The following is a 24,815-nucleotide window of genomic DNA, read 5'->3' as shown; positions in this document are numbered from 1 at the left end:
CTCTGTATGCTGTTTATCTGTTCATTTACATACTATTATATTTTACATAATATTGAATATAATTACAAGATTATTGTTGTTAAATTGACCATTTGATACGGATTTGTGATAAAATAAGCCTATATATGGAAAAAGAAAGGATGGTTAAAGTGACAAAAGGATTTATACGTGTTGGTGCAGCTACTCTATTAACCAAAGTAGCTGACTGTGAACATAATACAAACCAAATAATTAATTTGACCAAAGAAGCGGTCCAGCAAGATGTAGCCATTCTCGTATTTCCTGAATTATCAATTACAGGCTATACTTGCGGAGACCTCTTCTTGCAAAAGCATTTGCAAAATCAAGTTGTCAATCAACTGATTCGATTAAAAAAAGAAAGTTCACTTTTTGATATCACCCTAATTGTTGGTGCACCCTTAACCGTGGGCAATGCTCTTTTTAATTGTGCAGTTGTTATTAGTAAAGGCACCATCATCGGGATTACCGTCAAAAGCCATATTCCAAATTATGGCGAATTCTATGAAAAAAGATGGTTCGAACAAGGCAAACACTTGGTCCAACGCAATTATTTAATTGATTCTGTCCATGTTCCTATTGGTTTTAACATGCTGTATCAAAACGATCAATACCCTGAAGTTACTTTTGGCATAGAAATCTGTGAAGACTTATGGGTACCCAACCCGCCAAGCGGTCCTATGGCTGTGGCCGGTGCCACCTTGATTTTCAATCCTTCTGCAAGTAATGATTTGGTCGAAAAAAACGAATATAGGAAATCTTTGATTTGCAGTCAATCTGCAAAAACAATAACTGGTTATATTTATGCTTCTTCCGGTTATGGTGAATCGACAACTGATCTTGTTTTTGGCGGTCAGTGCCTTATTTATGAAAATGGAACTTTATTGTCGAAAAATTCGCGATTTATCATGAAAAACCAACTTATCGTCAGTGACATTGATATCGATCGACTCTTAAGTGATCGACGAAAAATGGGCATCTATGCTGATGGGTATCAACAAGACCTCTCAAGTTATACGATTTGTTCTTATGCAAATGTTCATAAGCCACTTATAATCAATCGTTATGTAAATCCCCATCCTTTTGTTCCTATAAATCCTAAAAAGCTGCATGTTCGATGTGAAGAAATCTTTAGTATTCAGTCCATGGGGCTCGCCAAAAGACTTGAGCATATCGGTTGTCAAACAGTTATAATCGGTGTTTCCGGCGGTCTAGATTCCACTCTGGCTTTATTGGTATGTTTACATACGTTTAACCTGTTAAACATGGACCCCAAAAAAATAATTGCAATCACCATGCCAGGCTTTGGCACCACAGATCGAACATATAATAACGCATGTGATTTAATTAAGCAACTGGGGTGTACACTCAAAGAAATACCGATTAAAGAAGCTTGTCTAAGACATTTTCATGATATTGACCACGACCCGAATACTCATGATGTTACTTACGAAAATACACAAGCTCGTGAGAGAACACAAATCCTAATGGATTATGCTAATAAGGCAGGTGGTATCGTTGTAGGTACCGGAGATTTATCCGAGTTGGCGCTAGGTTTTGCCACATACAATGGTGACCATATGTCCATGTATGCGGTGAATACTTCTATTCCTAAAACCTTGGTCAGATATTTGGTCAACTGGGTCGCCCATCACAAAGTACCGGATTCTGCCAGAACAGTTCTACTGGATATACTAGATACACCAGTCAGCCCCGAACTCTTGCCACCTGATTCTGATGGTACCATCACCCAAAAAACAGAAGATCTAATAGGCCCTTATGAACTACATGATTTCTTCCTCTATTACTGTGTTCGTTTCGGTTTCTCACCATCGAAAATATTTCACTTGGCCAATCTGGCGTTTCAAGAGCTCTATACAGAGGCCATTGTCAAAAAATGGTTGAGAATTTTTTATAAAAGATTCTTCAGTCAGCAGTTTAAGCGTTCTTGTATGCCCGACGGTCCCAAAGTAGGTTCCATAAACCTCTCCCCTCGAGGTGATTGGCGTATGCCAAGCGATGGGGTTGTTCGTTCATGGCTTGTGGAAATCGAATCTCTTTAGTTATTCTTAAAAAGACCGTGCTATTTCCATTATGAAATAGGACGGTCTTTTTAGTGGCTTTATAAATCAATTAACGACAACTCTGGATTTACCTGCTTTTTTTGCCTTATACATAGTTTCATCTGCTATGACCAATAAGTCCTCGGCTTTTGTGATTTTCATAGATTTCATATAATTAACGATTCCAATGGAGCTGGACAACTTGTGCTTACCCATAATTTTGACTTCCCCATTCAGTTTTTTCGAAAGCTCTTTCTTAAAACCATCACGTCCTAAGATTGCACCATGTATGCGTTCAGCTATAGCTTTTGCAATATCATAAGTACCCTGTCTTAGCATAATGACAAATTCATCTCCACCATAACGACCAACGATATCATTTTCTCTTACATTCTCCTTAAGGATTTTTGCCACTTCAGTTAAAAGAAAATCACCGATTTCGTGTCCAAAAGTATCATTGTATTCCTTGAAGTTATCTAGGTCAATAAAAAGCAGTGAAAAGTTTTGTTCATCTTCTACATTAACCAGTTCAATGGTTTTTTGCAATTCTCTTACGAACTGATACCTGTTATAAAGCCCTGTTAACATATCCGTAGAGGCTAGTTCATGTAACTTGTCATTGGTTTTTTCAAGCTCTTCATTCATTGTTCCAAGTTCTTTATTTCGACTTACTATCTGATAATTCAAATCCGCTAAAATCTGAGTGCGTTCTTTGATAAGCTCTTCAACATTATCTGTATGGGCCACAATGGTATCTGCCATGGCATTGAAGGATTGTGAAAGCATACCAATCTCATCTTGGGATTCAACTTTGGCTCTGATGCCTTTAACACCACTGGTAAATTTATTCATAACACCAATAAGTTTTTTAATGGCATCGGTTATATCTTTGGCTAGGAAGTACGTCACTAAATAGGATATGAGTCCAAGTACAACCACCAGAACAGTCATATAAACAAATAATTCTCTAAGTGTCTTGTATACACTTGATGCATATAAGGTTATAATGACATGCCATCCCGGAGAGCCTGGGATACTTTTATAGGTCACATAATTTTTCTCACCATTTGGATTGGTAAATTTTTCAACGCCTTGATGATTGACTTTCATTTGCTCACTCAAGACAGATAAGCCTTCGTAACCTATGTTGTCATCTGACATGATGTTCATATTCAAAACCTGATTAGCATCTTTGTGGCTTATAACCTGACCGTATTCGTCTACTACCCATGCAAAACCAGTTTCTTGTATGGCTGTAGATGATATGAGCTGACTTAAGTCTTTTAGTAATATAGTCGTACCCAGAACGCCCTGTATCCTTCCGTTGACTTCTATTGGTACCATAATACGAAAAGTGGGTTGTTTAAAGGTGTCATCATAGGAGGATTGGGCTACCACAACTGACACTTCACCCGTCATGGTTTTTTGGAACTCGAAATCCTCTGCTAAGTTTTTTCTAATCCCCAATGTATCTACTAGAATCCCTTGTCTATCAATAACAAAATAGCGACCATAGATACCCTCTTTGTCACTTATTGCTGATTCAAGTAAAGGTAGATACGCATCTTGGTTCATAGATTGAACTTCACTTGTCAAAGCCAACATACTAACGTTGCTGACTTTTTCATTCAACCAAAGCTCGACTGTTTTTGCTTTGTCTATGGCAATCGCTTGAGAAAATTCATTGGAAATAGATAAGACCTGTCCTCGATCAATCAAAATAACAATCAAGGAAAATACAATTAATACCATTACAAAATAGGCAACAAATGCTATAATAATTTTATTCATTAAAGATAAGCTGTACTTGTTAAATAGATTCATGTCTGCCACCTGTCATCAATTAGTTTATGTTCATTATATAACCGGATGAAGGATAAAACAAGTCATCCTTAAGAATTGTCACTACAAACTTAGAATTAACACTAGGAGCGCCTATGATTCATTACATAGACATTAATAAACGTTATGGTGATAAAGTACTTTTTAAAGACTTTAACCTAAAAATCAAATCCGGAGAGAAAGTACTTCTTTTTGCATCTTCCGGAAGTGGAAAAACCACACTCATCCGTTTTCTGTTAGGCTTTGATAAACCGGACAGTGGTGATATTGTCATAGATGATATGACATTAAACCATCACAATCTAAAAGCCATTCGTGAAAAAATCGCCTATGTCAGCCAAGATACGGATCTGCCATCTTTAACCACTGAAGCTTTACTAGATGAGATTTTTTCATACAAAGTCAATCATCATATTGAGGATTATAAGGATAACTTCCTTTCACTTAGCAAAACTTTCAAACTAGATGATCAAGTTCTAAGTACCCAAATCCAAGAGTTCTCCGGTGGAGAAAGACAACGTATCGGATTAATCATTGCCCTTTTACTAAATCGACCTTTCTTACTACTAGATGAAATCACTTCCGGTCTTGACCATGATCTTAAGGCCTTAATTATAGAGTATATTATGACTTTGGATGCTACCGTTATTATTGTATCTCATGATGCTCTATGGAAAAGTAAAAATAGCCTTAGGGAGGTGACTTTTTAATGGAAACATCTAATATGTATATGTTGTTCTTCCTTGTTTTACCTGTTTTCCTTTTTAATATTCATTATGCTATTAAGATGAATGTTAAGATTGCCTTCGCTATTTTCAGAATGATTCTACAGCTTTCTCTAATTGGTTTAGTCCTTCAATGGCTTTTTGATCAGAATACACCTTGGATTAATGTCATCTATATCATGCTCATGATGACTATTGCCAGCTATTCAATGTTAAAAACCACCAAGCTATCCATTAAGACATTTGGGTTTCTTATCTGGTTGGCTGTTTTTATACCCCACTTTCTTGTACTCATGTTCTTTAATTATTTTATTGTGAACCTGACGGATATTTTTGATGCCCAACATCTGATTCCTATTGGCGGTATGCTGCTTGGTAATAGTCTAAGCGGCAATATTCTTGCCATTAACACTTTTTATAAGCAGATTAAAGACGGTGAAAAAACCTATTACTATAATCTTTCCCTATCTGCCAGTCGTTCTGAAGCGTTAAAACCTTATTTTGTTCATGCTCTAAAAAGCTCAATATCCCCAACCATTGCATCTATAGAGACCATTGGCTTGGTTTCCTTGCCTGGCATGATGACCGGACAGATTCTTGGCGGGTCTATCCCTATTACAGCCATCAAATATCAGATTGCCATCATGATTGCCATCTTCACCACACGGCATCTGACGGCTGTATTGGCTATCTATTTAACAAGGTCAAGGGCTTTTGATGATTATGACCGCCTAAAGCCGCATGTCATCGGCAATGCTTAAAAAAAGATGGACCTTCACCTTATCCTTGTGAATGTCCAGCCTTTTTTTACCTCATTGCTTCTAATAATTCTTTTAATAAATCAATGACCATCTTAGGGTTGGCCTTACCTTTGGTGGCTTTCATCATTTGTCCCATAAGTGACTGAATAGCCGCCTCTTTACCACCCAAATAATCGGCTACAACTTTTTCATTGTTATTCAACACTTCTGATGCGATAGATCTTAGGGCATCTTCATCACTGTTTTGTTTCAAACCTTCTTCTTCAACAATGGTTGCAGGCGCTTTACCGGTTTGCCACATTTTCTCAAAAACCGTCTTAGCCATCTTACCGCTAATAATACCTTCTTCAATCAGATTGACCAAGTTGCCAAGATTTTCTCCCTTAATGGGCATAGGACCTTGTTCTTTTTCATCTTCATTTAAACGGCTATACACTTCAGATATTATCCAATTGGCGACCGCTTTGGGATTCTTAGAGCAACTTGCACCAGCTTCAAAGAAATCAGCCATTTTTCTAGATGCTACTAAAATAGCCGCTTCCTTGCTTCCAAGCTCATACTTCTGCATATAACGAGCTTTTCTAACATCCGGCATAACTGGAAGTGATGCTTTCCATTTAAGAATCTGTTCATCCGTTGTAATAATTGGCATCAAATCCGGTTCAGGGAAATATCTGTAATCATGGGCTTCTTCCTTTGTACGCATAGAGACAGTTATACCCTTTGCTTCATCCCATCGTCTGGTTTCCTGAATGATGGTACCTCCGGATTCTAAGACTTTTATTTGTCTTTTGGCTTCGTACTCAGCAGCTTTTACAGCAAAACTAAAGGAGTTGATGTTTTTCATCTCTGTTCTTGTACCAAGTGTTTTTTCACCTTTTTTACGAACGGAGAGGTTCACGTCACATCTTAGAGAACCTTCATTCATTTTACAATCAGAAACATCCGCATAAAGCAAAATAGTTCTTAATTTTTCCATATATATGCCCACTTCAACCGGAGATCTAAAGTCCGGTTCTGACACAATCTCAATTAAAGGAATACCACAACGGTTATAATCCACCAAGGTACCACCAATCTCATGATTGAGCTTCCCTGCATCTTCTTCTATGTGAATTCTTGTGATACCGATTTTCCTTATCTTACCTTCAACTTCAATCTCAACTTCACCTTCATAACATAAAGGTAAATCAAATTGAGAGACTTGGTAGGCCTTCGGCAAATCCGGATAGAAATAGTTTTTTCTATCTTGTTTGCTAAATTGGTTAAGCTTACAATTGGTTGCAAGCCCTGCCTTAATTGCATATTCAACAACTTTTCCATTAAGTACGGGCAGCGTTCCCGGCATCCCTGTACAAATAGGACAACAGTGGGTATTGGGTTCACCACCGAATTCATTCTTGCAATCGCAAAATATCTTTGTATTGGTCTTGAGTTCTGAGTGCACTTCAAGACCCATGACTATTTCATAATCTTCATAACCCATGTTATCTGCCCTCCTATAATTCCGGTCTTACTTTATCAAGCACGTTTGCCTGCTCGTAAGCGTGTGCAACCTTTAATATTGTACCTTCATCAAAGCCTTTTCCAATTAATTGAAGGCCAATAGGCAATCCCATTCGATCGAAGCCACTGTTTAAAGATATTGCTGGAAGACCTGCTATGTTAATAGGTACTGTACAAATATCGTTGAGATACATCTCTATAGGATTATTGACCTTAGCACCTAGTTTAAAGGCCGTCGTTGGTCCTGTCGGGGTAAGTACAAGGTCATATTCTGCAAAAAGAAGATCAAACTGATTCTTAATCAAGGTTCTAACTTGTTGCGCCTTCTTATAGTAAGCATCATAGTAACCGGAGCTGAGGGCATAGGTTCCAAGCATGATACGTCTTTTCACCTCGGCACCAAAGCCTTCATCTCTACTTTGTTTATAAAGTTCTACAAGAGTGTCATAGTCTTTTGCCTGGTGACCATATTTAATACCATCAAATCTGGCAAGATTGGAGGATGCTTCTGCTGAAGAGATGAGGTAATACGATGGCAGTGCATATTCCGTCATTTCCATATGTACCTCATCCACAATAGCGCCCATATGCTCTAGGACTTTAACAGCCTTTAATATACTGGCTTTTACATCTTCTGCAATGCCTTCGCCCATGAATTCTCTAGGTAAAGCAATACGCATATCTTTTATATCCCGATCTAAGTAGGCGGTAAAATCCGGCGTATCCACAAAAGCAGAGCTGGAATCCATTCTATCATGGCCACAGATTAAATTTAGAGCAAGCGCTGCATCTCTGACATTTCTTGTTAAAGGACCAATTTGATCCAAAGAGGATGCAAAGGCAATTAAGCCGTATCTAGAAACCCTTCCATAAGTTGGCTTCATACCCACAACACCACAGTAATGGGCCGGTTGCCTTATAGAGCCACCGGTATCCGAACCCAAGGTAAAGGGTGCAAGTTCTGCTGCAACAGCCGCCGCTGAACCTCCAGAGCTTCCTCCAGGGACATGGTTTAGTTGCCAAGGATTTTTGGTTACATGATATGCGGAGTTTTCTGTTGAGGACCCCATAGCAAACTCATCCATATTCAGCTTACCTAATATAATCATATCGTTTTCTTTGATTTTTTTTACAATGGTGGCATCATAAGGTGGTACAAAATTATCCAACATTTTTGATGCACAAGTGGTTCTAAGCCCTTCGGTACACATGTTATCTTTAATACCGATGGGTATCCCGGCAAAGGGTGACAAGACTTCACCTTTATTTCTTTTCTCATCCACTGATTTGGCTGTCGATAGAGCCAATTCCCTAGGGATTGTAATATAGGCGCCTACTTTTTTATCCACCACTTCGATTCTGTCTAAGTAGGACTGAGTGACTTCCACACTGGTAACGTCTCTATTTTGAAGCATATGTTGCAACTGACTGACTGACTTCTGATATAGCATGATATGCCTCCTATTCTACAACTTTTGGTACACTGTAGCACCCATTTTCCTGATTCGGCGCGTTACGAAGTAATTTTTCTCGGTCCATTGAAGGTCTAGCCACATCTTCCCTAAATACATTGTTAATTGGAATGACATGAGCTGTGGGTATAACATCCCCAATTTCTAGAGCATTAATTTGATCTGCAAAGCCGATAATGGCTTCCATATCTTTGGTCATTTGAATTTTTTCAGCCTCTGTTAGATTGAGCCGTGCCAAGTGGGCCACATGCTCAACTTCTTCTCTGGTAATCTTCATCTCATAACCTCCAAGTCTTAATTTTCTATAATTTATGCGTCATGATTTCTTTTTATTTTACAACCACAGTTTAGCCCATTCATCTAGTGCATGGCCAGATACCGTTCCTTCTATCATTTCATTAGGCTTATATCAAGAAACATACCTTATAAGATCATCTTATATTTCATAGGTTTGTATCTGTTTCTACTGGTTTTCTATTAGTTTTTTATAAGCTTGTTCGTTGATAATAGAAACACCTAACTCTTTGGCTTTTTTATTTTTACCGGACGACGAAGTGGCATCGTTGTTTATCAAATACGTTGTTTTTCCTGTCACACTACCTGTCACCTTACCACCTAAAGCTTCTATTTCATCTTTGAGTGCCTTTCTATTGATGTAAGTTTCCAGGTTACCTGTTATGACAAATATTTTATCTTTCAGAATCTGTTCTATAGTATTTTCCTCTGGTTTTTCAATCTCAATATGATTTTCCAAGGCTTTTATCGTTTTTACATTGCTAGGATTATGGAAAAAATCATATAATGATTTAGCAATGATTTCACCAAAACCTTCTATATTAGCTAATGTCTCAATATCTGCTTCTTTGATTTTTTCAAAATTATGATCAAAATATTTGGAAAGCAATCTGGCATTGCTTAGGCCAACACCAGGAATACCTAGAGCATAAATAAGGTTTTCTAGCTTAACCTTTTTTGATGTATGAATGGCTGCCATTAGATTTTCAAAAGATTTTTCACCAAAACCTTCACTATTTATAATTATATCCTTATGCTGTTCCAAACTGTATAAATCTGCCAACTCATGTATTAGGTCCATCTCTACAAATTTTTCAATGCCTGCCTCACTTAAACCATCGATGTTCATAGCATCACGACTGACAAAATGAGCTAAAGCTTTGATTTTCTTAGCGCCACATGCCATATTGTTACAGTATAATACTTCCACATCCTGAACTTTTTTGATTTCAGTTTGATGTTTACAAATCGGGCATTCTCCAGGAATTTCTATTGTATTGCTTCTGGTTTGATTGCCAGCAACCTGAGGTATAATCATATTGGCTTTATACACTTCTATGATGTCACCTACACCCAACTCAAGTTGCTTTAGAATGCTCACATTGTGTAGACTTGCTCTACTCACCGTTGTGCCTTCAAGCTCAACAGGCTCAAACTGGGCTATGGGATTAATCAGTCCTGTTCTTGAAGCACGCCACTCAACACTTTTTAATTGGGTTTCTTTGATTTCATCTTGCCACTTAAAAGCAATAGAATGCTTAGGGAACTTGGAAGTTACACCAAGACTTTCAGAATAAGTCCTTGAGTCAAAGGTTAGTACAAGTCCGTCTGATGCAAAATCATTACCCATTATTTCTTTTTCAAAAATATCCAGTTGTGTCAAGAGATTATGACGATCCACTTCTTTAAATGGGACAACATCAAAACCTAAAGTCCCAAGCCAATTCAGTTGTTCTGACTTAGCGTCCCACTTCAGACCCTCACCACTTACCAACTGAAAAGCAAAAAAATTCACATGTCGACTGGCGGTAATGGCATTGTTTAACTGTCTTACCGTCCCACTACATAAATTTCTAGGATTCTTATATTGCTCTTCTTCGCTTAGTAAAGCATTAATGTTTTCAAAGTCAGAGTATTTGATGACCGCTTCCCCTCTTAAAACCAAAGTACCTTTATGGTTTATTTTATGAGGTACATTGTCAAAAACACGTACATTATTGGTTATGACTTCCCCAACGATACCGTTTCCTCTTGTAACACCTTTGGCCAGAATGCCATCTTCATAGGTTAAGACAAGGGTTAAGCCATCCAGTTTCCAAGACAGGAGACCCTTTTCATCACCCAACCAGTTCAATAAATCATCTCGACTTTTGGTCTTATCTAAAGATAGCATTGTAGAATTGTGGGCTTCTTTAGGTAATTTGCTAACAATTTCATAACCCACCTGATTGGTTGGACTTCCTTGTAAAACCAGTCCATTTTTCTCTTCAAGGGCTACGAGTTCATCATAAAGTTGATCATATTCAAGGTTGGACATGATTTCACGGTTTTCTTGATAATAAGCTTTGGAAGCTTTTGATAATAATGCCACCAATGCCTTCATGCGCATAATCTCTGACATAACAACCTCTTTTCCAGTATTATTATACATGATATTTGTTCACTTTTGATTATTCATTCTATCATAAAAGTTATCAACCAGCCATATTTTACACAAAGAATAAGGCAATCCCAAAAAACATAACGTTTTTATCAGGAAAGCCCCTTTGCTTACCTATTGGTTATACCTTATTAACGGTCCCAATTAGTGTACACATCTTGAACATCATCATCTTCTTCTAAATGATCCAACATTTTTTCGATGGCTTTTATTTCATCATCTCCACCCAGTTCTGTCATGGTTGATGGCATCATGGTAATTTCTGCTGATAAAAATGTATAACCCAGTTCTGACATGGCGTCGTGAACTTGATTAAACATCTCCGGCTCTATAAGAATCTCATAGCCTTCTTCCTCAGTAATCATATCCTCTGCACCGGCTTCTATTGCCGCCATCATCAATTCATCTTCGTTAATATCATCGGATTTTTCTATGATAATCTGTCCCTTTTTCTCAAACATAAAAGAGACACAACCGGTTGTTCCTAAGTTACCACCATATTTGGATAAGGCATGGCGTACATTGGCCGCCGTTCTGTTCTTATTATCTGTTAGACAAACCACCATAACCGCTACACCACCCGGACCATAACCTTCATAAGTTATGGTTTCATAACTTACATCGTTTGATTCTCCGGAAGCCTTTTTCACACTTCTAGATATGGTATCGTTGGGCATATTATTAGCCTTGGCTTTGTTGATGATTTCTTTAAGTCTTGTATTGTTCTCAGGATCTGCGCCACCTTGTTTTACGGCAACCATGATTTCTCTACCTAATTTTGTAAAAATCTTACCCTTTTGAGCGTCATTTTTTTCTTTTTTATGCTTGATATTGGCAAACTTCGAATGTCCAGACATATGGATATTGCTCCTTTAATCCTATTTTAGTAACTGATTCAAATAACTTGTCTCAGGCTATTTTATCATTAATTAGTATTTTTGACAATCCTTAAGACATAAGGGTTTGTGTCAACTATTTATAGACAAATGCCCTAATTCAGTTTTTCTCAAAATATTAAGTTGTAAATTTTTGGCCTGTTTAAAATTTTTATAAATCAGTACCTATATCTAAGGGTACTCAAATAAACCTCAAAGACACTTTTATCTTTATGAAAATACTCTCTTGAACACTTTCCTTGATGCTGTCTGCATTGCATCTCTTAATGGCATATGATGATTAATTGTATCTACATAGGAATTACCCTTGCCATCTTTTTTTGGTGCCTTTGGTCATAACGCAATGTCCAACATAGTGGGCGCATGGTCTTGCCTATCGCCAGAGTCCAATATCTCAGATTTAGCAATTCTATCCGTTAGCCGATTACTAACGAGCCAATAATCAATCCTCCAACCGGTGTTATTGATTTTGCTTGTTTTTACCCGTTGTGCCCACCAAGAGTATATACCTGTCACATCACCATGAACGTACCTAAAAGTATCTGTAAACCCCTTACTCAGTAAATTTGTAAAGCCTTCACGTTCTTCATCCGTAAAACCGGCTGACATATGATTGCTCTGAGGGTTAGCTAGGTCAATCTCATTATGGGCTACATTATAGTCCCCTGTTGCTATAACCGGTTTTATTTTATCTAGTTTTTGAAGGTACTTGGCATACTTTGCGTCCCATACTTGTCTTTCTTTCAATCTTCTAAGCCCATCGCCTGCATTAGGGGTATAGACTTGAGTAAGATAAAATGCCCCAAAATCTAAGGTCATAATTCTTCCTTCAAAATCCATGGTATCTGGCGCCTCAATCTCTGGAAAATCAACTTTTGGGGTGTATTTGTCCTTATATAAAAACATGGTCCCCGCATAACCTTTTCTAGCTGGCGCCATAGAGCTTCGCCATTTATAAGTATATCCTTTAAATAAGGTTTCTAAACATTCAATATGCTTCTTGCTTGGCCCCTTTTCAGGTAACTTCGTTTCTTGCAAAGCAATAACATCTGGATCCTTCTCTAATATTGTAGCAATTACTTTTCTTGTAAGCACTGCCCTATTAGAATCGCTTGTTAAAGCGGCATTTAATGAATCAATATTCCATGATATAAATCTCATAATTACTCCTTTTTTGCTATTATCTATATGTGACATTTTATCTCTCTATTACAATTTATGTCAAGATAATTCATATTTTTTGCTCATACAATAACAACTCATACCACGTAGGTCGGGTGATAATGAGGATTATTTAGCTCAATAACAACCTTACTCAGTTCTTTCTTAAGCGTTGTAAGTTCTTTCTTTCTGGCACTTTCACTTAAAGTATCTTTAATAGCCTGTATAAACTCTTCTATGATTTCTCTGTTATGCTGGCACATTTCATTAAAGACTTTAACAAAACTTCCTCAATTACAGTTCCATGAATGCCTTTACTATCTGGACAATACTTTTTTTCATGTTGCAATTACGCTTAGTTCTAATGGCTTGGGTTTTTCGAAGGTTTCTTTACTGACAATAGGTTGGTCGCGTTAATTTGCTGTCGAAAAAGTAAGGATAGAGAAATCCTAATGAGATATCATGAGTTCTTTGAAAACCATCTTACCATAGTTTTGAAATTTATTGTACCTTTTCCATAAATTTTGCATGCTTAAAAAGCCAGCCCATTTAGGATTTTGGCTACTAGACTTTAGTATATCTAAATTCGTCGGCTAAAACCCTTCCATGACTACTTTATCCTCTACACATCTGGTTTTAGTTTTTCTTATCTGTTCGAGTCTACTGTCGATATCTGCCCAGTCTGTGGCAATCTTAAATACCCTTTTTATAGCTTCTTTGTCCTAAAACTTATGCCATGTTTAAATGAAATTTATCAGGTCTTTATCAGAGGTTCCCCTGAATAGTTAGTAATGTACAATTAGTTATGGGCATAAAAAAATAGTCCCTCTCAACGTTCTAATTTGAAAGGGATTATTTTAATCATTTGATTATTCAAGACTCTCAAGAATCTTTTTAGCGATGAAATCTGTCTCATCTAGGTGAACATAATGATGAGCATCTAGAAGAAAACTTTCATCTGAGTAATCCGAAAGGATTTTTTGCCAATCTTCGTCATGCTCTGAAGAGATGAAGGTGTAGATGGGTACATTGGGTCGGTCATTATTTAAAACCAATTGACTGTTTTCTTCTGAATTCTCCATTCTGCGATTTAGTCACAAAAGAAGAACGTATCTTCTTGGAGATATCCTTGGCATAGTATTCATTCACAATGCTTTTAAAGGGCATAATCTCATTGTCGCCACAGAAGGTATCAATACCGTCGTTAACAGCAATATATCTTACATCATTTTCAGGAAAGAAGATTTCCGTGTAGTGAGCTATCAGTGCATTATTTCTACCAAGCCTTGATAAATCTTTGGTTAGTATGACATTAATGCGCCCTTGCTCTATATCATGCATCATACGCTTAAATTCCGGTCTTTCAAAAGTTGTACCACTGTAACCGTCATCTACATACTCATCATAGATCGAGAAGCCATTTTCACTGGCATATCTTCTTAACATTTGCTTTTGTGTCTGAATACTGTTGCTTTCACTTTCCGTCCCGTCGTCTCTGGATAACCTACAATAAACTGCCGCTGCATAGTCTTGTTGTAAATTTCTATATTCTACTTGCATATATGTCCTTTCCAACAGCAATATCAGCGACTGTAAATATTGCTGTTACCATTATAACCTTTACGGGACGGTTTTTCATCTGTTTTATGAGTTTCCGTATCAAATGCTTCACGATTAATTGCGTGAAGCACTGCTTCTTCAAGGGTTCTAGTCCCTGAATAATGTGAAGTCACAAGATAGAGATTATTTTCAATCTTAATTTCACTTTGCTTTGTTGATCCTTCGTTATCATTAGTTTTAATAGGTTGTTGATTAACTAAATACTCCATCTTGCGACCTCCTTTCCTACATTTCTAATTCTTCTTCATTAATATATTGTTGTCTCAACAGTTCATACTGCTTTTCGCGACTTTTTTCTTCTAGCAACACCTCCAATGTGGTTTCTATGGTCATTAGTAAATATGGTTTTTGTTGGTCTTATGATTGTCCGGCACTGTTTTATTTGGTGTATAAACACCACCTTTTTTCAGTTCTTTGATGGCTTTTTTCAGCGCTTCACCTTCTAGTGCTGATAGTGGTATATGACGAAGGTAATTTCTTTCAAAATCACTCTTATCCTCATAGTCCAGTAAATCAGCCGCAAGTTGTACAGCTTCATACATTAGTCTTGGATTATTAAGAGCATCTTTGAAGGTCAAATCATTATACTGAATGACATTATTCATGTTTTCTTTGGTAAAATCCCCATAAGCCAGCAACTTGTCACTGCCACACTTCTTGCCGTCTTCTAATATAAATAAAACCTTGTTTGAAAGAAAATTTGCTTCAATACCATTGTTATTGAGATAATGAATGAATTCTTCTCTGGTATTGCTTTTTCCAATAGCTTCAGCAACCGTTTCAACTAAAATTCTCTTCCAACTTCCACCAGAAAGATTCGCTTGATTTTCTCCATAGCTTTTCCATCCTTTTCCTTTTTCTATAACGGACAAACCATAATCACGGCACAACTGATCTGATTTGTCTTTCAATAGCTGAAGGTCTTTCTTTGACTGCTGCCATTTAAGACCGGTCTTATAGTTTACTGAATTCAGCACTATGTGATTGTGAATATGTTGCCGATCCGTATGAGTTGCTACTACACCCTGAAAGCCCTCAAATGTTGCCAACAGCTTCTGACCTATTTCATTGGCTGTTTCACCGGTCAGTTCATCCGACTGACTAAAAGACTGAATAATATGGACATACTGTCGGCCTTGCATCTGTTGATATTCTTGCTTTACCAGGTGCATTTGCTGATATGCATTTGCCAACAGGCAATCCTTTGCTGATATCAGACTTCCACTTTCAGTTTTATCAGGGTTCTGGATATAATCCAGAACCGCTTTTAGACTGTATGGTTTACCTGCCTTTACACTTTGTATTTTAATAATTGCCATTAGATCACTTACCTTCCAACGCTGACTTAGCAGCATCTACAAACTCTATAAACTGCTTCTTGATGTGCTCAAAATTAGGATTATGAATATGCCCCACTCGAAGCATAACGGTCAGCTGATTCAGGTTGTTACCAATGGCATTAAGTTCTGTAATCATCTCACGTAATCCATCAACGACCTTGATATCTTTTCCCAGTGCAGATGCTCGAACATATTCAGATAGCTTTAGATGCGCATTATCTGCCTTTTTTCTTATTCTCTCATAAGCTACACCGTCCTTTTATAATTCCTGTTCTTCATCGTCCAGTGCCGATTGTACTTGCTTTGAATAGGCCAATCGGATATCAAAACTTTCAAGTGCCAATAGATAATTATCAGCATCTAAACCGGATAATAGATCAATAGGTGTTGTCATATCATCTTGATAACCGTTGTACAGATTATAAGCGAGCCTAATCAATGCTCTGGAGCTACTACAAAAGTCAACTCTGTCGTCTAGCAAACAATCCGGTTCAATCTGGTGATTCTTAAAATCATAGATAGAGTCAGATTTTGCAAACAGATCAGCATTACCAGACAGGATATAGAAAAGAGAAATTCTTTCTTTATCCCTAGGATGTGTACCATCCCTTTGAATCAACTTCATAAACTTGTTTTCATGTTCCGTGTTTAAAAATCTCATGTCATCACACTCCTTATTTTGCTAATTGATCGGTTACAAAAAGTTCCCCCTACTTATAAGCCGAAAAACAGGGGTAGGTGGACGAACTTTTTGTCAATTTGTAATGAAACTGTAATATTTCTATCCGTCGCTCTTTGTATTACATTTCAAAATGACATTAGTCTTCTCACGTATTAAGCCGATTTTTAAGAGTAAGTGACGCACATTTATGCACAAAACAGTACCCCTCTACTTCTAAAGGCAAAATAAAGGGGTATTGTCCAAATTTTTTCACATATTTTTTATAGATTTTAGTATTTTCTAGCACAGAAAAGCCCTCTATTCATATGCCGAAATAGAGGGCTTTTGCAAAAACAATTTATTCGGTTTTTTTATTTCATTGATTTTTAATGACAAACTCTTTTGATTATTCTTGCGAAGCAAGGGACTAGAAGCACTTTTCAGAATGAAAAGTTAAACTTCTAGGTAACTTGCCCCTGACTTAGTCAGGAGTAATCTTTTTTTGTTATTATATGTCGCTGCATAACTAATGGATTAATTCTTAATATGTATATTGTAAAAATCAAAATGATAGCCAGCGAACTTATAATATTACCCATGTATTTATTAACTATCATTGATATCAAATAAATACTAATACAATAGGTAAGCTCAATCAATGAATTCCTAAATCGCAAACTACTATTCTCTATTACTAGTATATTGAAGCCCATTCTGCACGCTGCTGCAACTAAAAGACCATACATGATAAATGTGAATATGTCAGAATTAGTAAAAAGTATTATCGAAATAACCATTGAAGTATATAACGCTATTGGTTGAAATACTTTTTGGTCAATTATTTTCATTTCTACCATGTACCATCTGCGATCACTGGAAATGGTCCATCCCAGTCAAGACCAATATAAACACCTTTTTTCATAGATACCGCTCTTATAACTAAATAGCAGAATGAAGCTGCTGTTATATATCCCAAAATAGCTGCAACTGTCGTTCCTACTAATCCACCAATTGCAGTTCCTAATGCAGAAAGCGCTGCTACCATAGCTGCTGGTCCAATCTGTGCAGCTGCAAATAAAAATGTTAAAACTTCATCGTATGTAAAGTATACCCTCCAGTCCTCGACATAAACTTTAGTTGAAATAGCTGATTCATCTATTTGGGAATCTATTTGTGTTATACCAATAGCTGGATTTTCCTTATTAAATCCTAACATATCCTCAAATATCACCATTTCAGCTTTACTAAATCCTGCTTCTTCTTGAATTTCTATTAGTGATTTTTTTAATTCGAGTGTACCATCTTTACTCAATGTAAATTCATCTAACACTTTTTCAAGTTTACTGAAAAATTCCAAATCCTCATCATCGATATAATCACTGAGCCTAATTCCGTCCAATTCAGTACCCAAAACAGTTGTTTCACTCGCTGATACTGGTAATGTGTACATTCCTACTAATAATGATAATACTAAAAACAAACTAATAATTTTTTTCATGGCTTTCTCCTCTTCACTTTTCACAATCTTTCTTACCGATTTAAGTTGCAATTCTAAATCTCTAATCTACAACTAGTTACATTTTATTGATTATTCTCTTACTTTTTAACTCTTTCACCTTATTTGGTACTGATTCTTGATAATAAATATAGCTGAATTGTGTAGATGCCGCTTGAGCTACTATCAGCGCCATAAAAGCAAAAGCCGTTCCGCCATATTTACGAATAACATTTTTCATTCTCATTTTTTTCACCCCCTCGTTTTATACTTCCTATGATTAATGAAACAGATGCTGCTATAGCACCTATCACAGTGCTAATTGTAATGATATTACGTATTCCAACAATTAATGCTAATATCGAGCATAATCCAACAATAAAAACTCCTATTATTCTACTCTTTCTCCTGGCAATTATAAGCTCTTTCTCCTCTAACACCTTATTCTTATGATCTACTGGCGCAAATTGAATAATACTAAAGTGAATCAAGCACAAAAAAAATAAAAACAGATAGATTGTCATATAACTCTTTATAATATTGATTATTGCCATGTTGGATATAAATACTGAAATTGTCAAAAGATTACATTTAACCGGCGTACTTGCATGATATCCTCCTGCTACCGCTCTAATCGGTAATATCCCACATAGCCAAAAAAATGTCTGTACCCATGAATTTGTGCTAAATGCTATTATACAAATCACTGCTAAAGTTGAAAAATTGATCAAAATCTGTTCAGTACCATATTGATAAATCTCCCGATCCTCTTCATCAATAATATTGTCATGCACTAAAAAAGATGTTATAGTTACTGCAAATTGTTTTATCATTCCTCTACCTCCAACAATTATATTTACTATAACATCTCTGTTTTAATTTTCAATAGAAAAGGGACGAAACACCCTTGAAAAAGGACTAAATCTTTTTATCTGGGATGATCAACTTAACCAAAAATTCATTTTCAGTCAACTCCAGATCAAAAACACCACCATACTTTTTTATTACCGCCTCAATATTTTCTAAGCCCATCCCCATTTCATTTTTACTTCTAAATGATTTAGATGATAAGAATTTTCCGTTTTTTTCATAAATCGTCTTTACATTATATGAGTTTTTTATGTCAATGAGAATTGACTCTCGCTTATACTTCATTTTGAAGTGAATGTACTTGGATAAATCAACATCAATTCGTTGACAAGCTTCAATTGCATTAGTCAACACATTACCAAGAATCACACATAAGTCCAAATCATTAATATTGAAGCTTTTTGGTATCATCACGTCAAAGCTTGATTCAATTCCACATTCACTCGCTTTAGCCTTTCTGTTATTAATAATTGCATCCACACCTACATTTTCTGATAATATTCCATGCCTTTCAAAATCAATTTCATTATTTAACTTGCCAATATAGTTCTTTGCCTCATCAACTTTATTTCCTTCTAAATATCCATCGATTGTTATTAAATGACCTAGCATGTCATGTCTCAATTTCCTAACTTGCGCATGACCAGTTATAATATTTTCATACTGATGCTGCTGAAGTAATAATTGATTTTCTCTAAACCGAACAATATTGTTTTCATCTATTTGAATAACAATATTATGGTTAAAGGGTCAAAACTAAGTTTCACTAAATTCGCCTACCATATGTAGATTACGTTGATACATTCATAACTACATATGGTAGGTGAAAGTTCAACTATATAGTTTTGAAGCCTTAACCATATTATCAAATAAATAAAATGCAATCAAATCAATATATAGAATTGCTAAACATGCAAAGACAGCGGCATTGCTAAATGAATTGTTGATTACCGGTTCATAAACAACCAGAATTGCTAATACTATACTAATGACTGGTATTGAAATGATCAATAGCCATGAGGTTAATGACACAACTGAAGCATTTCTTCTTCTAAATTTAATTGCTATTTCCATTAATAAGATTAGCAATATTTTTGAGACAATCCCACCTAGGAACAAATGCATTACGTTCTCTCTAACCCCTTGTACACTCGCATCAAATACAATTCCGAAAATTGTAGCCGTCAGCAGTTCTGTTATCACTGAAAATACGACAAAAAAGGTCGCTATTACTAATTTGATATGCTTTTCCCCTTCATAAAACAGCTCGCCTATACAATAATTCAACGTTAGTCCTATCATTAGGTTTGATAAAAGATTTTCGAAGTTTATATTAACTAGAGTTGCTATGATTAATATCATCATCAATCCTGATCTTCTACTTACTTCCTTTATGTTCTTCTTCGTCAACAACTGATTTAAAAACCGTACAACAACAAATATTCCGACGATATTGTTCACGAATAAAACAATATCTAATAAATACGTCTTTAACATTACATATCTCCCATCATAAACTTTAGATATTCTTTCTTTATATTATCTCGATATTTTTCGCTATAGTTCAGTTCTTCCCCTGAAATCAGTATAAGCGTTTTAACGTCAATCTCTTTAACATGATATATATTTACAATATAGTATCGACTTATTCTAACTAAGCCATCTTTTCCCAATTTATCCACCACACTGCTTATGTTTTCATTGTTTGTATATGTTTCTGTGTTTGTATGAATAATAACCCTATTCCTGTTACTTTCGATAAATTGAATTTCTGATAGTTTAATAGCTTTGGTTGTATCTCTAGCTTGAATTAGATACGTTTTATTCATTCTAACTTGTAGCTCCTTAACAGCTTTGTTAATCACTCTAGCAAATTCCACTTTATCAACCGGCTTCATAATAAAATCATAGGCATCAATACTATACCCTTCAACAGCGTATTCCATAACCGAAGTGATAATAATAATCAAACAATTCTTGTCATATTCTCTTACAATTTCAGCAGTTTGGATACCATCTAGTAGATCCAACTGCATATCTAGTAATATAATCCCATACCTATCGTCTGATTCATATGATTTAATCAATTTTTCACCCGAATCAAACTTCCTAAGATTAATCGACTCTTGTAAACCAATTTCTGAAAGTAGAATCTCTAGTCGTTCTTGTTGTATAATATCATCTTCACATATTGCAATTTCTAACATAGTCTCCCCCTATTGTTATTTAAGAATACTTTCATTGTCATATTATATCATTTACATAAAAAAACACCAACTTTGACAGAACTATTGCCTGCATTCAGTTGGTGTTTTCAATATTTACAGTCTTTTTGCTGTTTTGTGTTGCCTTTTAATTAACTTTTACCATGCTCAAAAACCCTTCCACATGTGTCGCCGCAAGGTCTCAGACAGTTTCATTTGTTTCTACATTATCAGCGATATCATCTCTACATGCCTTGAACTGACAAGAATGTTGTCGTAAATACCCACTTGGCTCCTATGCTGTAATCCATCAACGACTTTGATATCTTTTCCCATTGCAGATGCTCGAACATATTCAGATAGCTTTAGATGCGCCTTATCTGCCTTTTTTCTTATGCGTTCATTCTCCTGCTGTGTCACTTTAAATCCAATAAACTCATCTCTCATGATTTTCACCTTCCTTTAAAGTTCTAGTTCATCATCATCCAGTGTCAATTGTATTTGCTTGAAATAACCTAACCTAATATCAAGACTTTCAAGTGCCAACAGATAATTATCATCATCTAAACCGGATAATATATCTAATGGGGTCGTCATATCATCTTGGTAACCGTTGTACAGATTATAGCTAAGCCTAATCAATGCTCTGGAGCTGCTACAAAAGTCAACTCTGCCGTCTTGCAAACAATCCGGTTCAATCTGGTGATTCTTAAAATCATAGATAAAGTCAGATTTTGCAAACAGATCCGCATTACCTGACAGGATATAGAAAAGAGAAATCCTTTCCTTATCCTTGGGATGTGTCCCATCCCTTTTAATTAATTTCAATAACTTGTACTCATGTTCTGTGTTCAAAAATCTCATGTCTTCACACTCCTCGTTTTGCTAATTGACCAGTTACGTAAAAACTCCCCTTACTTATAAGCCGAAAAATAGGGGTGGGTGGACGAACTTTTTGCCAATTTGTAATGAAACTGTAATATTTCTATCCATTTCTTTTTGTATTGCATTAAAAATGACATTAGCCTTCTCATGTATTAAGCCGATTCCAGAGAGTGAGTGACGCACTTTTTTGTAAAAAAAAGCCCCCCTACTCAGACGCCGAATAGAGGGTTTGTGAAAAACTATTTATTCATTTTTTTATTTTTGACGACAAAATTCTTTTGATTTTTCTTGCGAAGCAAGGGACTAGAAGCACTTTTCAGGATGAAAAGTTTAACTTCTAGGTAGCTTGCACCTGACCATGTCAGGATCTTTCAATTAGATTTCAAGCATGCGTATAGATAAGTGAATAATAGAATTAGTTCTTACATATTAAAATAAGCTGATCTAATAATTCACTTGAATCACCAATTAAAATAAAGTTTTGTTGTCCTTCTCTTAACAATAATATATATAGTACTTGTCCAGTAATAATTTTATAATATGACAATATGTCTTTATTATGTTCATTTTTTTCCCTATTCACTTCATGATTTATTTTTTCGTTTTCAGTAAATAAATCGTTCAATATCTTAGAATCACTAATTTCAAAAATAGCTTCATATTTATAGTCACTAATAAGCTCCTTAAGATACATATCCATAATTATATCTGAAGTAGCCAAATATCTCTTAACAAGTTCATCTGATACTTTTTTAAAGTTCATATCACACCTCTTAAATACAATAACTTCTCGGAATCTTCAGCCCTTATTCCATAAGGGTTTCAGACTCATTTATTTAAAAAACACCCACTTTTTCGCCAAAAAACCTTGACAAATCTCAAAAAATTTGTGGCGAAGCCAGTTGTTTGAAATTATTTTTTCATCGACTGGAGGCGATTTTTATGTTACCTGTTACTTCCGGCGGTCATACCGCCTATCAAGATTTTTTTGTTGCAAATTTACTTAATTTTTATCCCGATCCCTTTGTTCTTTCTAGAGATACTTGGGATACCATTATTGATTTTTGGCATCTTGATCTTTCTCTCACTGATACGCTTATGCAAGACACTTATTCTAAATATGGTCCTAAACCTAGACTGCCTTCTGATATGCTTCGTTCTTATCTTTTGTCTATTAAGCTTAGGATTACTTCAATAACTCAGTGGGTCAGTAAACTTAAAGAATGTCCCCTTTATGCACTTCTTAGTGGCTTTCCTGTTAATGATGTCCCAGGCATCGGCACCTTCTACGACTTTTTTTCTCGCCTATGGCAATTAGACAAAAAAAACTTATCGCCATTTGAACGCACTCCCAAACCAAAGGTTGCTAAAGGCAAGAAGCAAGGCGACAAGACGCCTGCAGATACGGGGGCTATTTCATCTAAGCTTCTGCCATTTTTGAAACAACATCCCTTAGTGCCTTCTAATCCTTTTTATCTCGTTTTCAGACTTTATCAACATCAGTTTCTAAATGTCTCTATTGAGAAAGGTCTTAATGATCCCAATCACCTTGCTTTAGCTGGTGATGGTACACCTGTTAGAACCTCTGCTCAAGGCCGTAAGAAACGTCTTTGCAACTGCTGGGAAAATGGTATTCACGCCTGTCGGTGCAGACGCCATTATTATCAACCTGATTCCAACTGGGGCTGGGATTCTCATCGTAAATGCTACTTTCACGGCTATCATCTTTATATTTTTGTTGCTTCTGACTCTAAAAATGATTTGCCTGTTTTTCCTTTACTTGAGCGGGCTTCACGCCATGACATGCTTTCTTTTTTACATTCATTCTTTTCAATGAAAGCTTATCTACCTCATTTCAACATCGAAAAGTTGCTTCTTGATTCTGCTATGGATGCTTATCCTCTTTATCATTATTGCCGTAAAGAAAACATTACACCTTTTATTGATTTTAAAAAAACCAATAATGGAAACTACAAATATAAGGACACCTTTACTATTGATCCTGATGGGGTTCCTCGCTGTAAGAAGGGCTTACGCTGATGCTAGAATATATATAGGACAACATGAATGGAAAGATTCTACGGTTTAAGCTATAATAAGCGTGAGAAAAATGATTATTTGTTAGAGGCAGGCAAGCACCGTTCAACTAAGATGTGGTACTGCCGCCTCTATGGCATCATGATGTTACAACATCTTGATGCATGGGAAATGCCTTCCGCCGAAGCATTTCAATCGTCATTTAAAGAACTCTGCGCTTAAACAGGCTTAATGACATATTTAGTTTAAACCATAGTTGATGCTATGTCTATTTCTAATGTCAAAAATTCTTCGTTTTTTCCTTATTTCATTAATATTCAGTTTTCAATTTTCGCTATCCTTGTTAACTTCTAATTCCGAGAAGTTATTACAGTTTCCACTAGCAAAAACCTGGTTAACTTTATCTATCAGTCCAAATTTGGATTAGTAGACCATAGACCTTTGGTGACTTTTATTCCAAATTACGGTTCCATAGTAGTCCTTGACCTTATGATAGCTTGTTACAATATATGAATCATATTGATCTGGGTTATTATCATAAGGCGAGCTAGCTGTAACACTAGGTAGATTGTATGCAGATGTACTTGGTATTCCATATAAATAACTACCATTTTTATATAAGAATCCTGATACAGATAGTGTCCATGACGGAATTGGGTCTGTAATTAGTGTCTGCTGATTAACTTAAAAACCCTGATTTTACTGCATTTGAAGCAGATTTTTGTTATAATAAGTGCAAGGGTATTTCTTGAATTTAAGCATTATCCTTGCACTCTATGTCAAATAATTCTGTAGGAGCCTAAA

General features: G+C 36.0%; 28 protein-coding genes. 5 read left to right on the top strand and 23 right to left on the bottom strand.

Annotated elements, in window-relative coordinates:
* Positions 1 to 140 precede the first annotated feature (140 nt).
* Entirely contained in the window at positions 141 to 2,081 is a 1,941-nt protein-coding gene (locus tag AC6F8J_RS00515; RefSeq protein ID WP_500720303.1) for an NAD(+) synthase, read from the top strand.
* A gap of 66 nt (positions 2,082 to 2,147) precedes the next feature.
* Here AC6F8J_RS00515 and AC6F8J_RS00510 read toward each other — a convergent pair whose 3' ends face one another.
* On the bottom strand, positions 2,148 to 3,905 hold the full coding sequence (locus tag AC6F8J_RS00510; RefSeq protein ID WP_500720288.1) for a diguanylate cyclase: 1,758 nt from the start codon (positions 3,903 to 3,905) through the stop codon (positions 2,148 to 2,150).
* A 113-nt stretch (positions 3,906 to 4,018) separates the two neighbouring features.
* Between AC6F8J_RS00510 and AC6F8J_RS00505 the strand changes: the two genes are divergently transcribed.
* Both AC6F8J_RS00505 and AC6F8J_RS00500 read left to right on the top strand, forming a co-directional pair.
* Entirely contained in the window at positions 4,019 to 4,633 is a 615-nt protein-coding gene (locus AC6F8J_RS00505) for an ATP-binding cassette domain-containing protein (RefSeq protein WP_500720287.1), read from the top strand.
* A complete protein-coding gene (locus AC6F8J_RS00500; protein ID WP_500720285.1) occupies positions 4,633 to 5,409 on the top strand; it encodes an ABC transporter permease in 777 nt (258 codons plus the stop codon). The genes AC6F8J_RS00505 and AC6F8J_RS00500 overlap by 1 nt, the downstream gene beginning before the upstream one ends.
* A gap of 46 nt (positions 5,410 to 5,455) precedes the next feature.
* On the opposite strand, the gene gatB is transcribed toward AC6F8J_RS00500, so the two are convergent.
* The 22 genes from gatB to AC6F8J_RS00390 all read right to left on the bottom strand — a co-directional run bounded on the left by gatB (position 5,456) and on the right by AC6F8J_RS00390 (position 22,737).
* The gene (gatB, locus tag AC6F8J_RS00495) at positions 5,456 to 6,895 is read right to left on the bottom strand and encodes an Asp-tRNA(Asn)/Glu-tRNA(Gln) amidotransferase subunit GatB (protein WP_500720284.1); all 1,440 of its coding nucleotides are present in this window, start codon (positions 6,893 to 6,895) and stop codon (positions 5,456 to 5,458) included.
* Positions 6,896 to 6,908: 13 nt separating this feature from the next.
* Entirely contained in the window at positions 6,909 to 8,366 is a 1,458-nt protein-coding gene (gene gatA / locus AC6F8J_RS00490) for an Asp-tRNA(Asn)/Glu-tRNA(Gln) amidotransferase subunit GatA (protein ID WP_500720282.1), read from the bottom strand.
* Between the two features lie 10 nt (positions 8,367 to 8,376).
* Positions 8,377 to 8,664: an Asp-tRNA(Asn)/Glu-tRNA(Gln) amidotransferase subunit GatC gene (gene gatC / locus AC6F8J_RS00485; RefSeq protein WP_275841483.1), complete on the bottom strand. Its 288-nt coding sequence runs from the start codon at positions 8,662 to 8,664 to the stop codon at positions 8,377 to 8,379.
* Positions 8,665 to 8,850: 186 nt separating this feature from the next.
* Positions 8,851 to 10,803: an NAD-dependent DNA ligase LigA gene (gene ligA, locus AC6F8J_RS00480; RefSeq protein WP_500720281.1), complete on the bottom strand. Its 1,953-nt coding sequence runs from the start codon at positions 10,801 to 10,803 to the stop codon at positions 8,851 to 8,853.
* A gap of 170 nt (positions 10,804 to 10,973) precedes the next feature.
* On the bottom strand, positions 10,974 to 11,699 hold the full coding sequence (locus tag AC6F8J_RS00475) for a YebC/PmpR family DNA-binding transcriptional regulator (RefSeq protein ID WP_500720279.1): 726 nt from the start codon (positions 11,697 to 11,699) through the stop codon (positions 10,974 to 10,976).
* 372 nt (positions 11,700 to 12,071) lie between these two features.
* Positions 12,072 to 12,899 carry an exodeoxyribonuclease III gene (locus AC6F8J_RS00470; RefSeq protein WP_275841477.1) on the bottom strand — a complete coding sequence of 276 codons (828 nt, stop codon included), beginning with the start codon at positions 12,897 to 12,899 and terminating at the stop codon, positions 12,072 to 12,074.
* Positions 12,900 to 12,997: 98 nt separating this feature from the next.
* Entirely contained in the window at positions 12,998 to 13,162 is a 165-nt protein-coding gene (locus AC6F8J_RS00465) for a hypothetical protein (protein WP_500720278.1), read from the bottom strand.
* A 606-nt stretch (positions 13,163 to 13,768) separates the two neighbouring features.
* The gene (locus tag AC6F8J_RS00460; RefSeq protein WP_500720276.1) at positions 13,769 to 13,981 is read right to left on the bottom strand and encodes a hypothetical protein; all 213 of its coding nucleotides are present in this window, start codon (positions 13,979 to 13,981) and stop codon (positions 13,769 to 13,771) included.
* Entirely contained in the window at positions 13,941 to 14,459 is a 519-nt protein-coding gene (locus AC6F8J_RS00455; protein WP_500720275.1) for a recombinase family protein, read from the bottom strand. The genes AC6F8J_RS00460 and AC6F8J_RS00455 overlap by 41 nt, the downstream gene beginning before the upstream one ends.
* Positions 14,460 to 14,482: 23 nt before the next feature.
* A complete protein-coding gene (locus AC6F8J_RS00450) occupies positions 14,483 to 14,728 on the bottom strand; it encodes a hypothetical protein (RefSeq protein ID WP_500720274.1) in 246 nt (81 codons plus the stop codon).
* A 123-nt stretch (positions 14,729 to 14,851) separates the two neighbouring features.
* On the bottom strand, positions 14,852 to 15,838 hold the full coding sequence (locus tag AC6F8J_RS00445) for a relaxase/mobilization nuclease domain-containing protein (RefSeq protein ID WP_500720273.1): 987 nt from the start codon (positions 15,836 to 15,838) through the stop codon (positions 14,852 to 14,854).
* A 4-nt stretch (positions 15,839 to 15,842) separates the two neighbouring features.
* Positions 15,843 to 16,094, bottom strand: a complete 252-nt coding sequence (locus AC6F8J_RS00440) for a plasmid mobilization protein (RefSeq protein WP_500720301.1) — start codon at positions 16,092 to 16,094, stop codon at positions 15,843 to 15,845.
* A 24-nt stretch (positions 16,095 to 16,118) separates the two neighbouring features.
* Positions 16,119 to 16,520, bottom strand: coding sequence for a DUF6075 family protein (locus tag AC6F8J_RS00435; protein WP_500720272.1), 402 nt, complete (start codon positions 16,518 to 16,520; stop codon positions 16,119 to 16,121).
* Between the two features lie 850 nt (positions 16,521 to 17,370).
* Positions 17,371 to 18,018, bottom strand: a complete 648-nt coding sequence (locus tag AC6F8J_RS00430; protein ID WP_500720271.1) for a hypothetical protein — start codon at positions 18,016 to 18,018, stop codon at positions 17,371 to 17,373.
* A 76-nt stretch (positions 18,019 to 18,094) separates the two neighbouring features.
* Positions 18,095 to 18,262 carry a hypothetical protein gene (locus tag AC6F8J_RS00425; RefSeq protein ID WP_500720270.1) on the bottom strand — a complete coding sequence of 56 codons (168 nt, stop codon included), beginning with the start codon at positions 18,260 to 18,262 and terminating at the stop codon, positions 18,095 to 18,097.
* On the bottom strand, positions 18,237 to 18,848 hold the full coding sequence (locus tag AC6F8J_RS00420) for an accessory gene regulator B family protein (protein WP_500720269.1): 612 nt from the start codon (positions 18,846 to 18,848) through the stop codon (positions 18,237 to 18,239). The genes AC6F8J_RS00425 and AC6F8J_RS00420 overlap by 26 nt, the downstream gene beginning before the upstream one ends.
* An 85-nt stretch (positions 18,849 to 18,933) precedes the next feature.
* On the bottom strand, positions 18,934 to 19,509 hold the full coding sequence (locus AC6F8J_RS00415; RefSeq protein WP_500720268.1) for a GHKL domain-containing protein: 576 nt from the start codon (positions 19,507 to 19,509) through the stop codon (positions 18,934 to 18,936).
* Positions 19,510 to 19,716: 207 nt separating this feature from the next.
* A complete protein-coding gene (locus AC6F8J_RS00410; RefSeq protein WP_500720267.1) occupies positions 19,717 to 20,382 on the bottom strand; it encodes a hypothetical protein in 666 nt (221 codons plus the stop codon).
* Positions 20,382 to 21,092: a LytTR family transcriptional regulator DNA-binding domain-containing protein gene (locus AC6F8J_RS00405; RefSeq protein ID WP_500720266.1), complete on the bottom strand. Its 711-nt coding sequence runs from the start codon at positions 21,090 to 21,092 to the stop codon at positions 20,382 to 20,384. The genes AC6F8J_RS00410 and AC6F8J_RS00405 overlap by 1 nt, the downstream gene beginning before the upstream one ends.
* 219 nt (positions 21,093 to 21,311) lie before the next feature.
* The gene (locus AC6F8J_RS00400) at positions 21,312 to 21,536 is read right to left on the bottom strand and encodes a plasmid mobilization protein (RefSeq protein ID WP_500720265.1); all 225 of its coding nucleotides are present in this window, start codon (positions 21,534 to 21,536) and stop codon (positions 21,312 to 21,314) included.
* Between the two features lie 15 nt (positions 21,537 to 21,551).
* Positions 21,552 to 21,953 (bottom strand): DUF6075 family protein, encoded by a 402-nt coding sequence (locus AC6F8J_RS00395; protein ID WP_500720264.1) that lies wholly within the window; start codon positions 21,951 to 21,953, stop codon positions 21,552 to 21,554.
* Between the two features lie 436 nt (positions 21,954 to 22,389).
* Entirely contained in the window at positions 22,390 to 22,737 is a 348-nt protein-coding gene (locus tag AC6F8J_RS00390) for a hypothetical protein (protein ID WP_500720263.1), read from the bottom strand.
* A gap of 179 nt (positions 22,738 to 22,916) precedes the next feature.
* Here AC6F8J_RS00390 and AC6F8J_RS00385 point away from each other — a divergent pair, with 179 nt between their 5' ends.
* The gene (locus tag AC6F8J_RS00385; protein WP_500720262.1) at positions 22,917 to 24,014 is read left to right on the top strand and encodes a hypothetical protein; all 1,098 of its coding nucleotides are present in this window, start codon (positions 22,917 to 22,919) and stop codon (positions 24,012 to 24,014) included.
* Positions 24,015 to 24,041: 27 nt separating this feature from the next.
* Positions 24,042 to 24,233, top strand: coding sequence for a hypothetical protein (locus AC6F8J_RS00380; protein WP_500720261.1), 192 nt, complete (start codon positions 24,042 to 24,044; stop codon positions 24,231 to 24,233).
* The last annotated feature ends 582 nt before the right edge of the window (positions 24,234 to 24,815 follow it).

Source organism: Petrocella sp. (genome assembly GCF_059865615.1).
The sequence above is the reverse complement of the archived record's forward strand: the minus strand, read 5'-3'. Positions and strand labels throughout refer to the sequence as shown.

What these genes read in the sequence shown, in the direction of transcription:
- AC6F8J_RS00420 (WP_500720269.1), bottom strand. Translation starts at nt 18,848, where the DNA reads ATGATAAAACAATTTGCAGTAACTATAACATCTTTTTTAGTGCATGAC.
- AC6F8J_RS00460 (WP_500720276.1), bottom strand. Translation starts at nt 13,981, where the DNA reads ATGGAGAATTCAGAAGAAAACAGTCAATTGGTTTTAAATAATGACCGA.
- AC6F8J_RS00470 (WP_275841477.1), bottom strand. Translation starts at nt 12,899, where the DNA reads ATGAGATTTATATCATGGAATATTGATTCATTAAATGCCGCTTTAACA.
- AC6F8J_RS00435 (WP_500720272.1), bottom strand. Translation starts at nt 16,520, where the DNA reads ATGAGATTTTTAAACACGGAACATGAAAACAAGTTTATGAAGTTGATT.
- AC6F8J_RS00380 (WP_500720261.1), top strand. Translation starts at nt 24,042, where the DNA reads ATGGAAAGATTCTACGGTTTAAGCTATAATAAGCGTGAGAAAAATGAT.
- AC6F8J_RS00515 (WP_500720303.1), top strand. Translation starts at nt 141, where the DNA reads ATGGTTAAAGTGACAAAAGGATTTATACGTGTTGGTGCAGCTACTCTA.
- gatA (WP_500720282.1), bottom strand. Translation starts at nt 8,366, where the DNA reads ATGCTATATCAGAAGTCAGTCAGTCAGTTGCAACATATGCTTCAAAAT.
- AC6F8J_RS00500 (WP_500720285.1), top strand. Translation starts at nt 4,633, where the DNA reads ATGGAAACATCTAATATGTATATGTTGTTCTTCCTTGTTTTACCTGTT.
- AC6F8J_RS00510 (WP_500720288.1), bottom strand. Translation starts at nt 3,905, where the DNA reads ATGAATCTATTTAACAAGTACAGCTTATCTTTAATGAATAAAATTATT.
- AC6F8J_RS00410 (WP_500720267.1), bottom strand. Translation starts at nt 20,382, where the DNA reads ATGTTAAAGACGTATTTATTAGATATTGTTTTATTCGTGAACAATATC.
- AC6F8J_RS00505 (WP_500720287.1), top strand. Translation starts at nt 4,019, where the DNA reads ATGATTCATTACATAGACATTAATAAACGTTATGGTGATAAAGTACTT.
- AC6F8J_RS00430 (WP_500720271.1), bottom strand. Translation starts at nt 18,018, where the DNA reads ATGAAAAAAATTATTAGTTTGTTTTTAGTATTATCATTATTAGTAGGA.
- AC6F8J_RS00465 (WP_500720278.1), bottom strand. Translation starts at nt 13,162, where the DNA reads ATGTGCCAGCATAACAGAGAAATCATAGAAGAGTTTATACAGGCTATT.
- gatC (WP_275841483.1), bottom strand. Translation starts at nt 8,664, where the DNA reads ATGAAGATTACCAGAGAAGAAGTTGAGCATGTGGCCCACTTGGCACGG.
- AC6F8J_RS00385 (WP_500720262.1), top strand. Translation starts at nt 22,917, where the DNA reads ATGTTACCTGTTACTTCCGGCGGTCATACCGCCTATCAAGATTTTTTT.
- AC6F8J_RS00390 (WP_500720263.1), bottom strand. Translation starts at nt 22,737, where the DNA reads ATGAACTTTAAAAAAGTATCAGATGAACTTGTTAAGAGATATTTGGCT.
- AC6F8J_RS00475 (WP_500720279.1), bottom strand. Translation starts at nt 11,699, where the DNA reads ATGTCTGGACATTCGAAGTTTGCCAATATCAAGCATAAAAAAGAAAAA.
- ligA (WP_500720281.1), bottom strand. Translation starts at nt 10,803, where the DNA reads ATGTCAGAGATTATGCGCATGAAGGCATTGGTGGCATTATTATCAAAA.
- AC6F8J_RS00400 (WP_500720265.1), bottom strand. Translation starts at nt 21,536, where the DNA reads ATGAGAGATGAGTTTATTGGATTTAAAGTGACACAGCAGGAGAATGAA.
- AC6F8J_RS00445 (WP_500720273.1), bottom strand. Translation starts at nt 15,838, where the DNA reads ATGGCAATTATTAAAATACAAAGTGTAAAGGCAGGTAAACCATACAGT.
- AC6F8J_RS00425 (WP_500720270.1), bottom strand. Translation starts at nt 18,262, where the DNA reads ATGAGAATGAAAAATGTTATTCGTAAATATGGCGGAACGGCTTTTGCT.
- AC6F8J_RS00450 (WP_500720274.1), bottom strand. Translation starts at nt 14,728, where the DNA reads ATGGAGTATTTAGTTAATCAACAACCTATTAAAACTAATGATAACGAA.
- AC6F8J_RS00455 (WP_500720275.1), bottom strand. Translation starts at nt 14,459, where the DNA reads ATGCAAGTAGAATATAGAAATTTACAACAAGACTATGCAGCGGCAGTT.
- AC6F8J_RS00395 (WP_500720264.1), bottom strand. Translation starts at nt 21,953, where the DNA reads ATGAGATTTTTGAACACAGAACATGAGTACAAGTTATTGAAATTAATT.
- gatB (WP_500720284.1), bottom strand. Translation starts at nt 6,895, where the DNA reads ATGGGTTATGAAGATTATGAAATAGTCATGGGTCTTGAAGTGCACTCA.
- AC6F8J_RS00405 (WP_500720266.1), bottom strand. Translation starts at nt 21,092, where the DNA reads ATGTTAGAAATTGCAATATGTGAAGATGATATTATACAACAAGAACGA.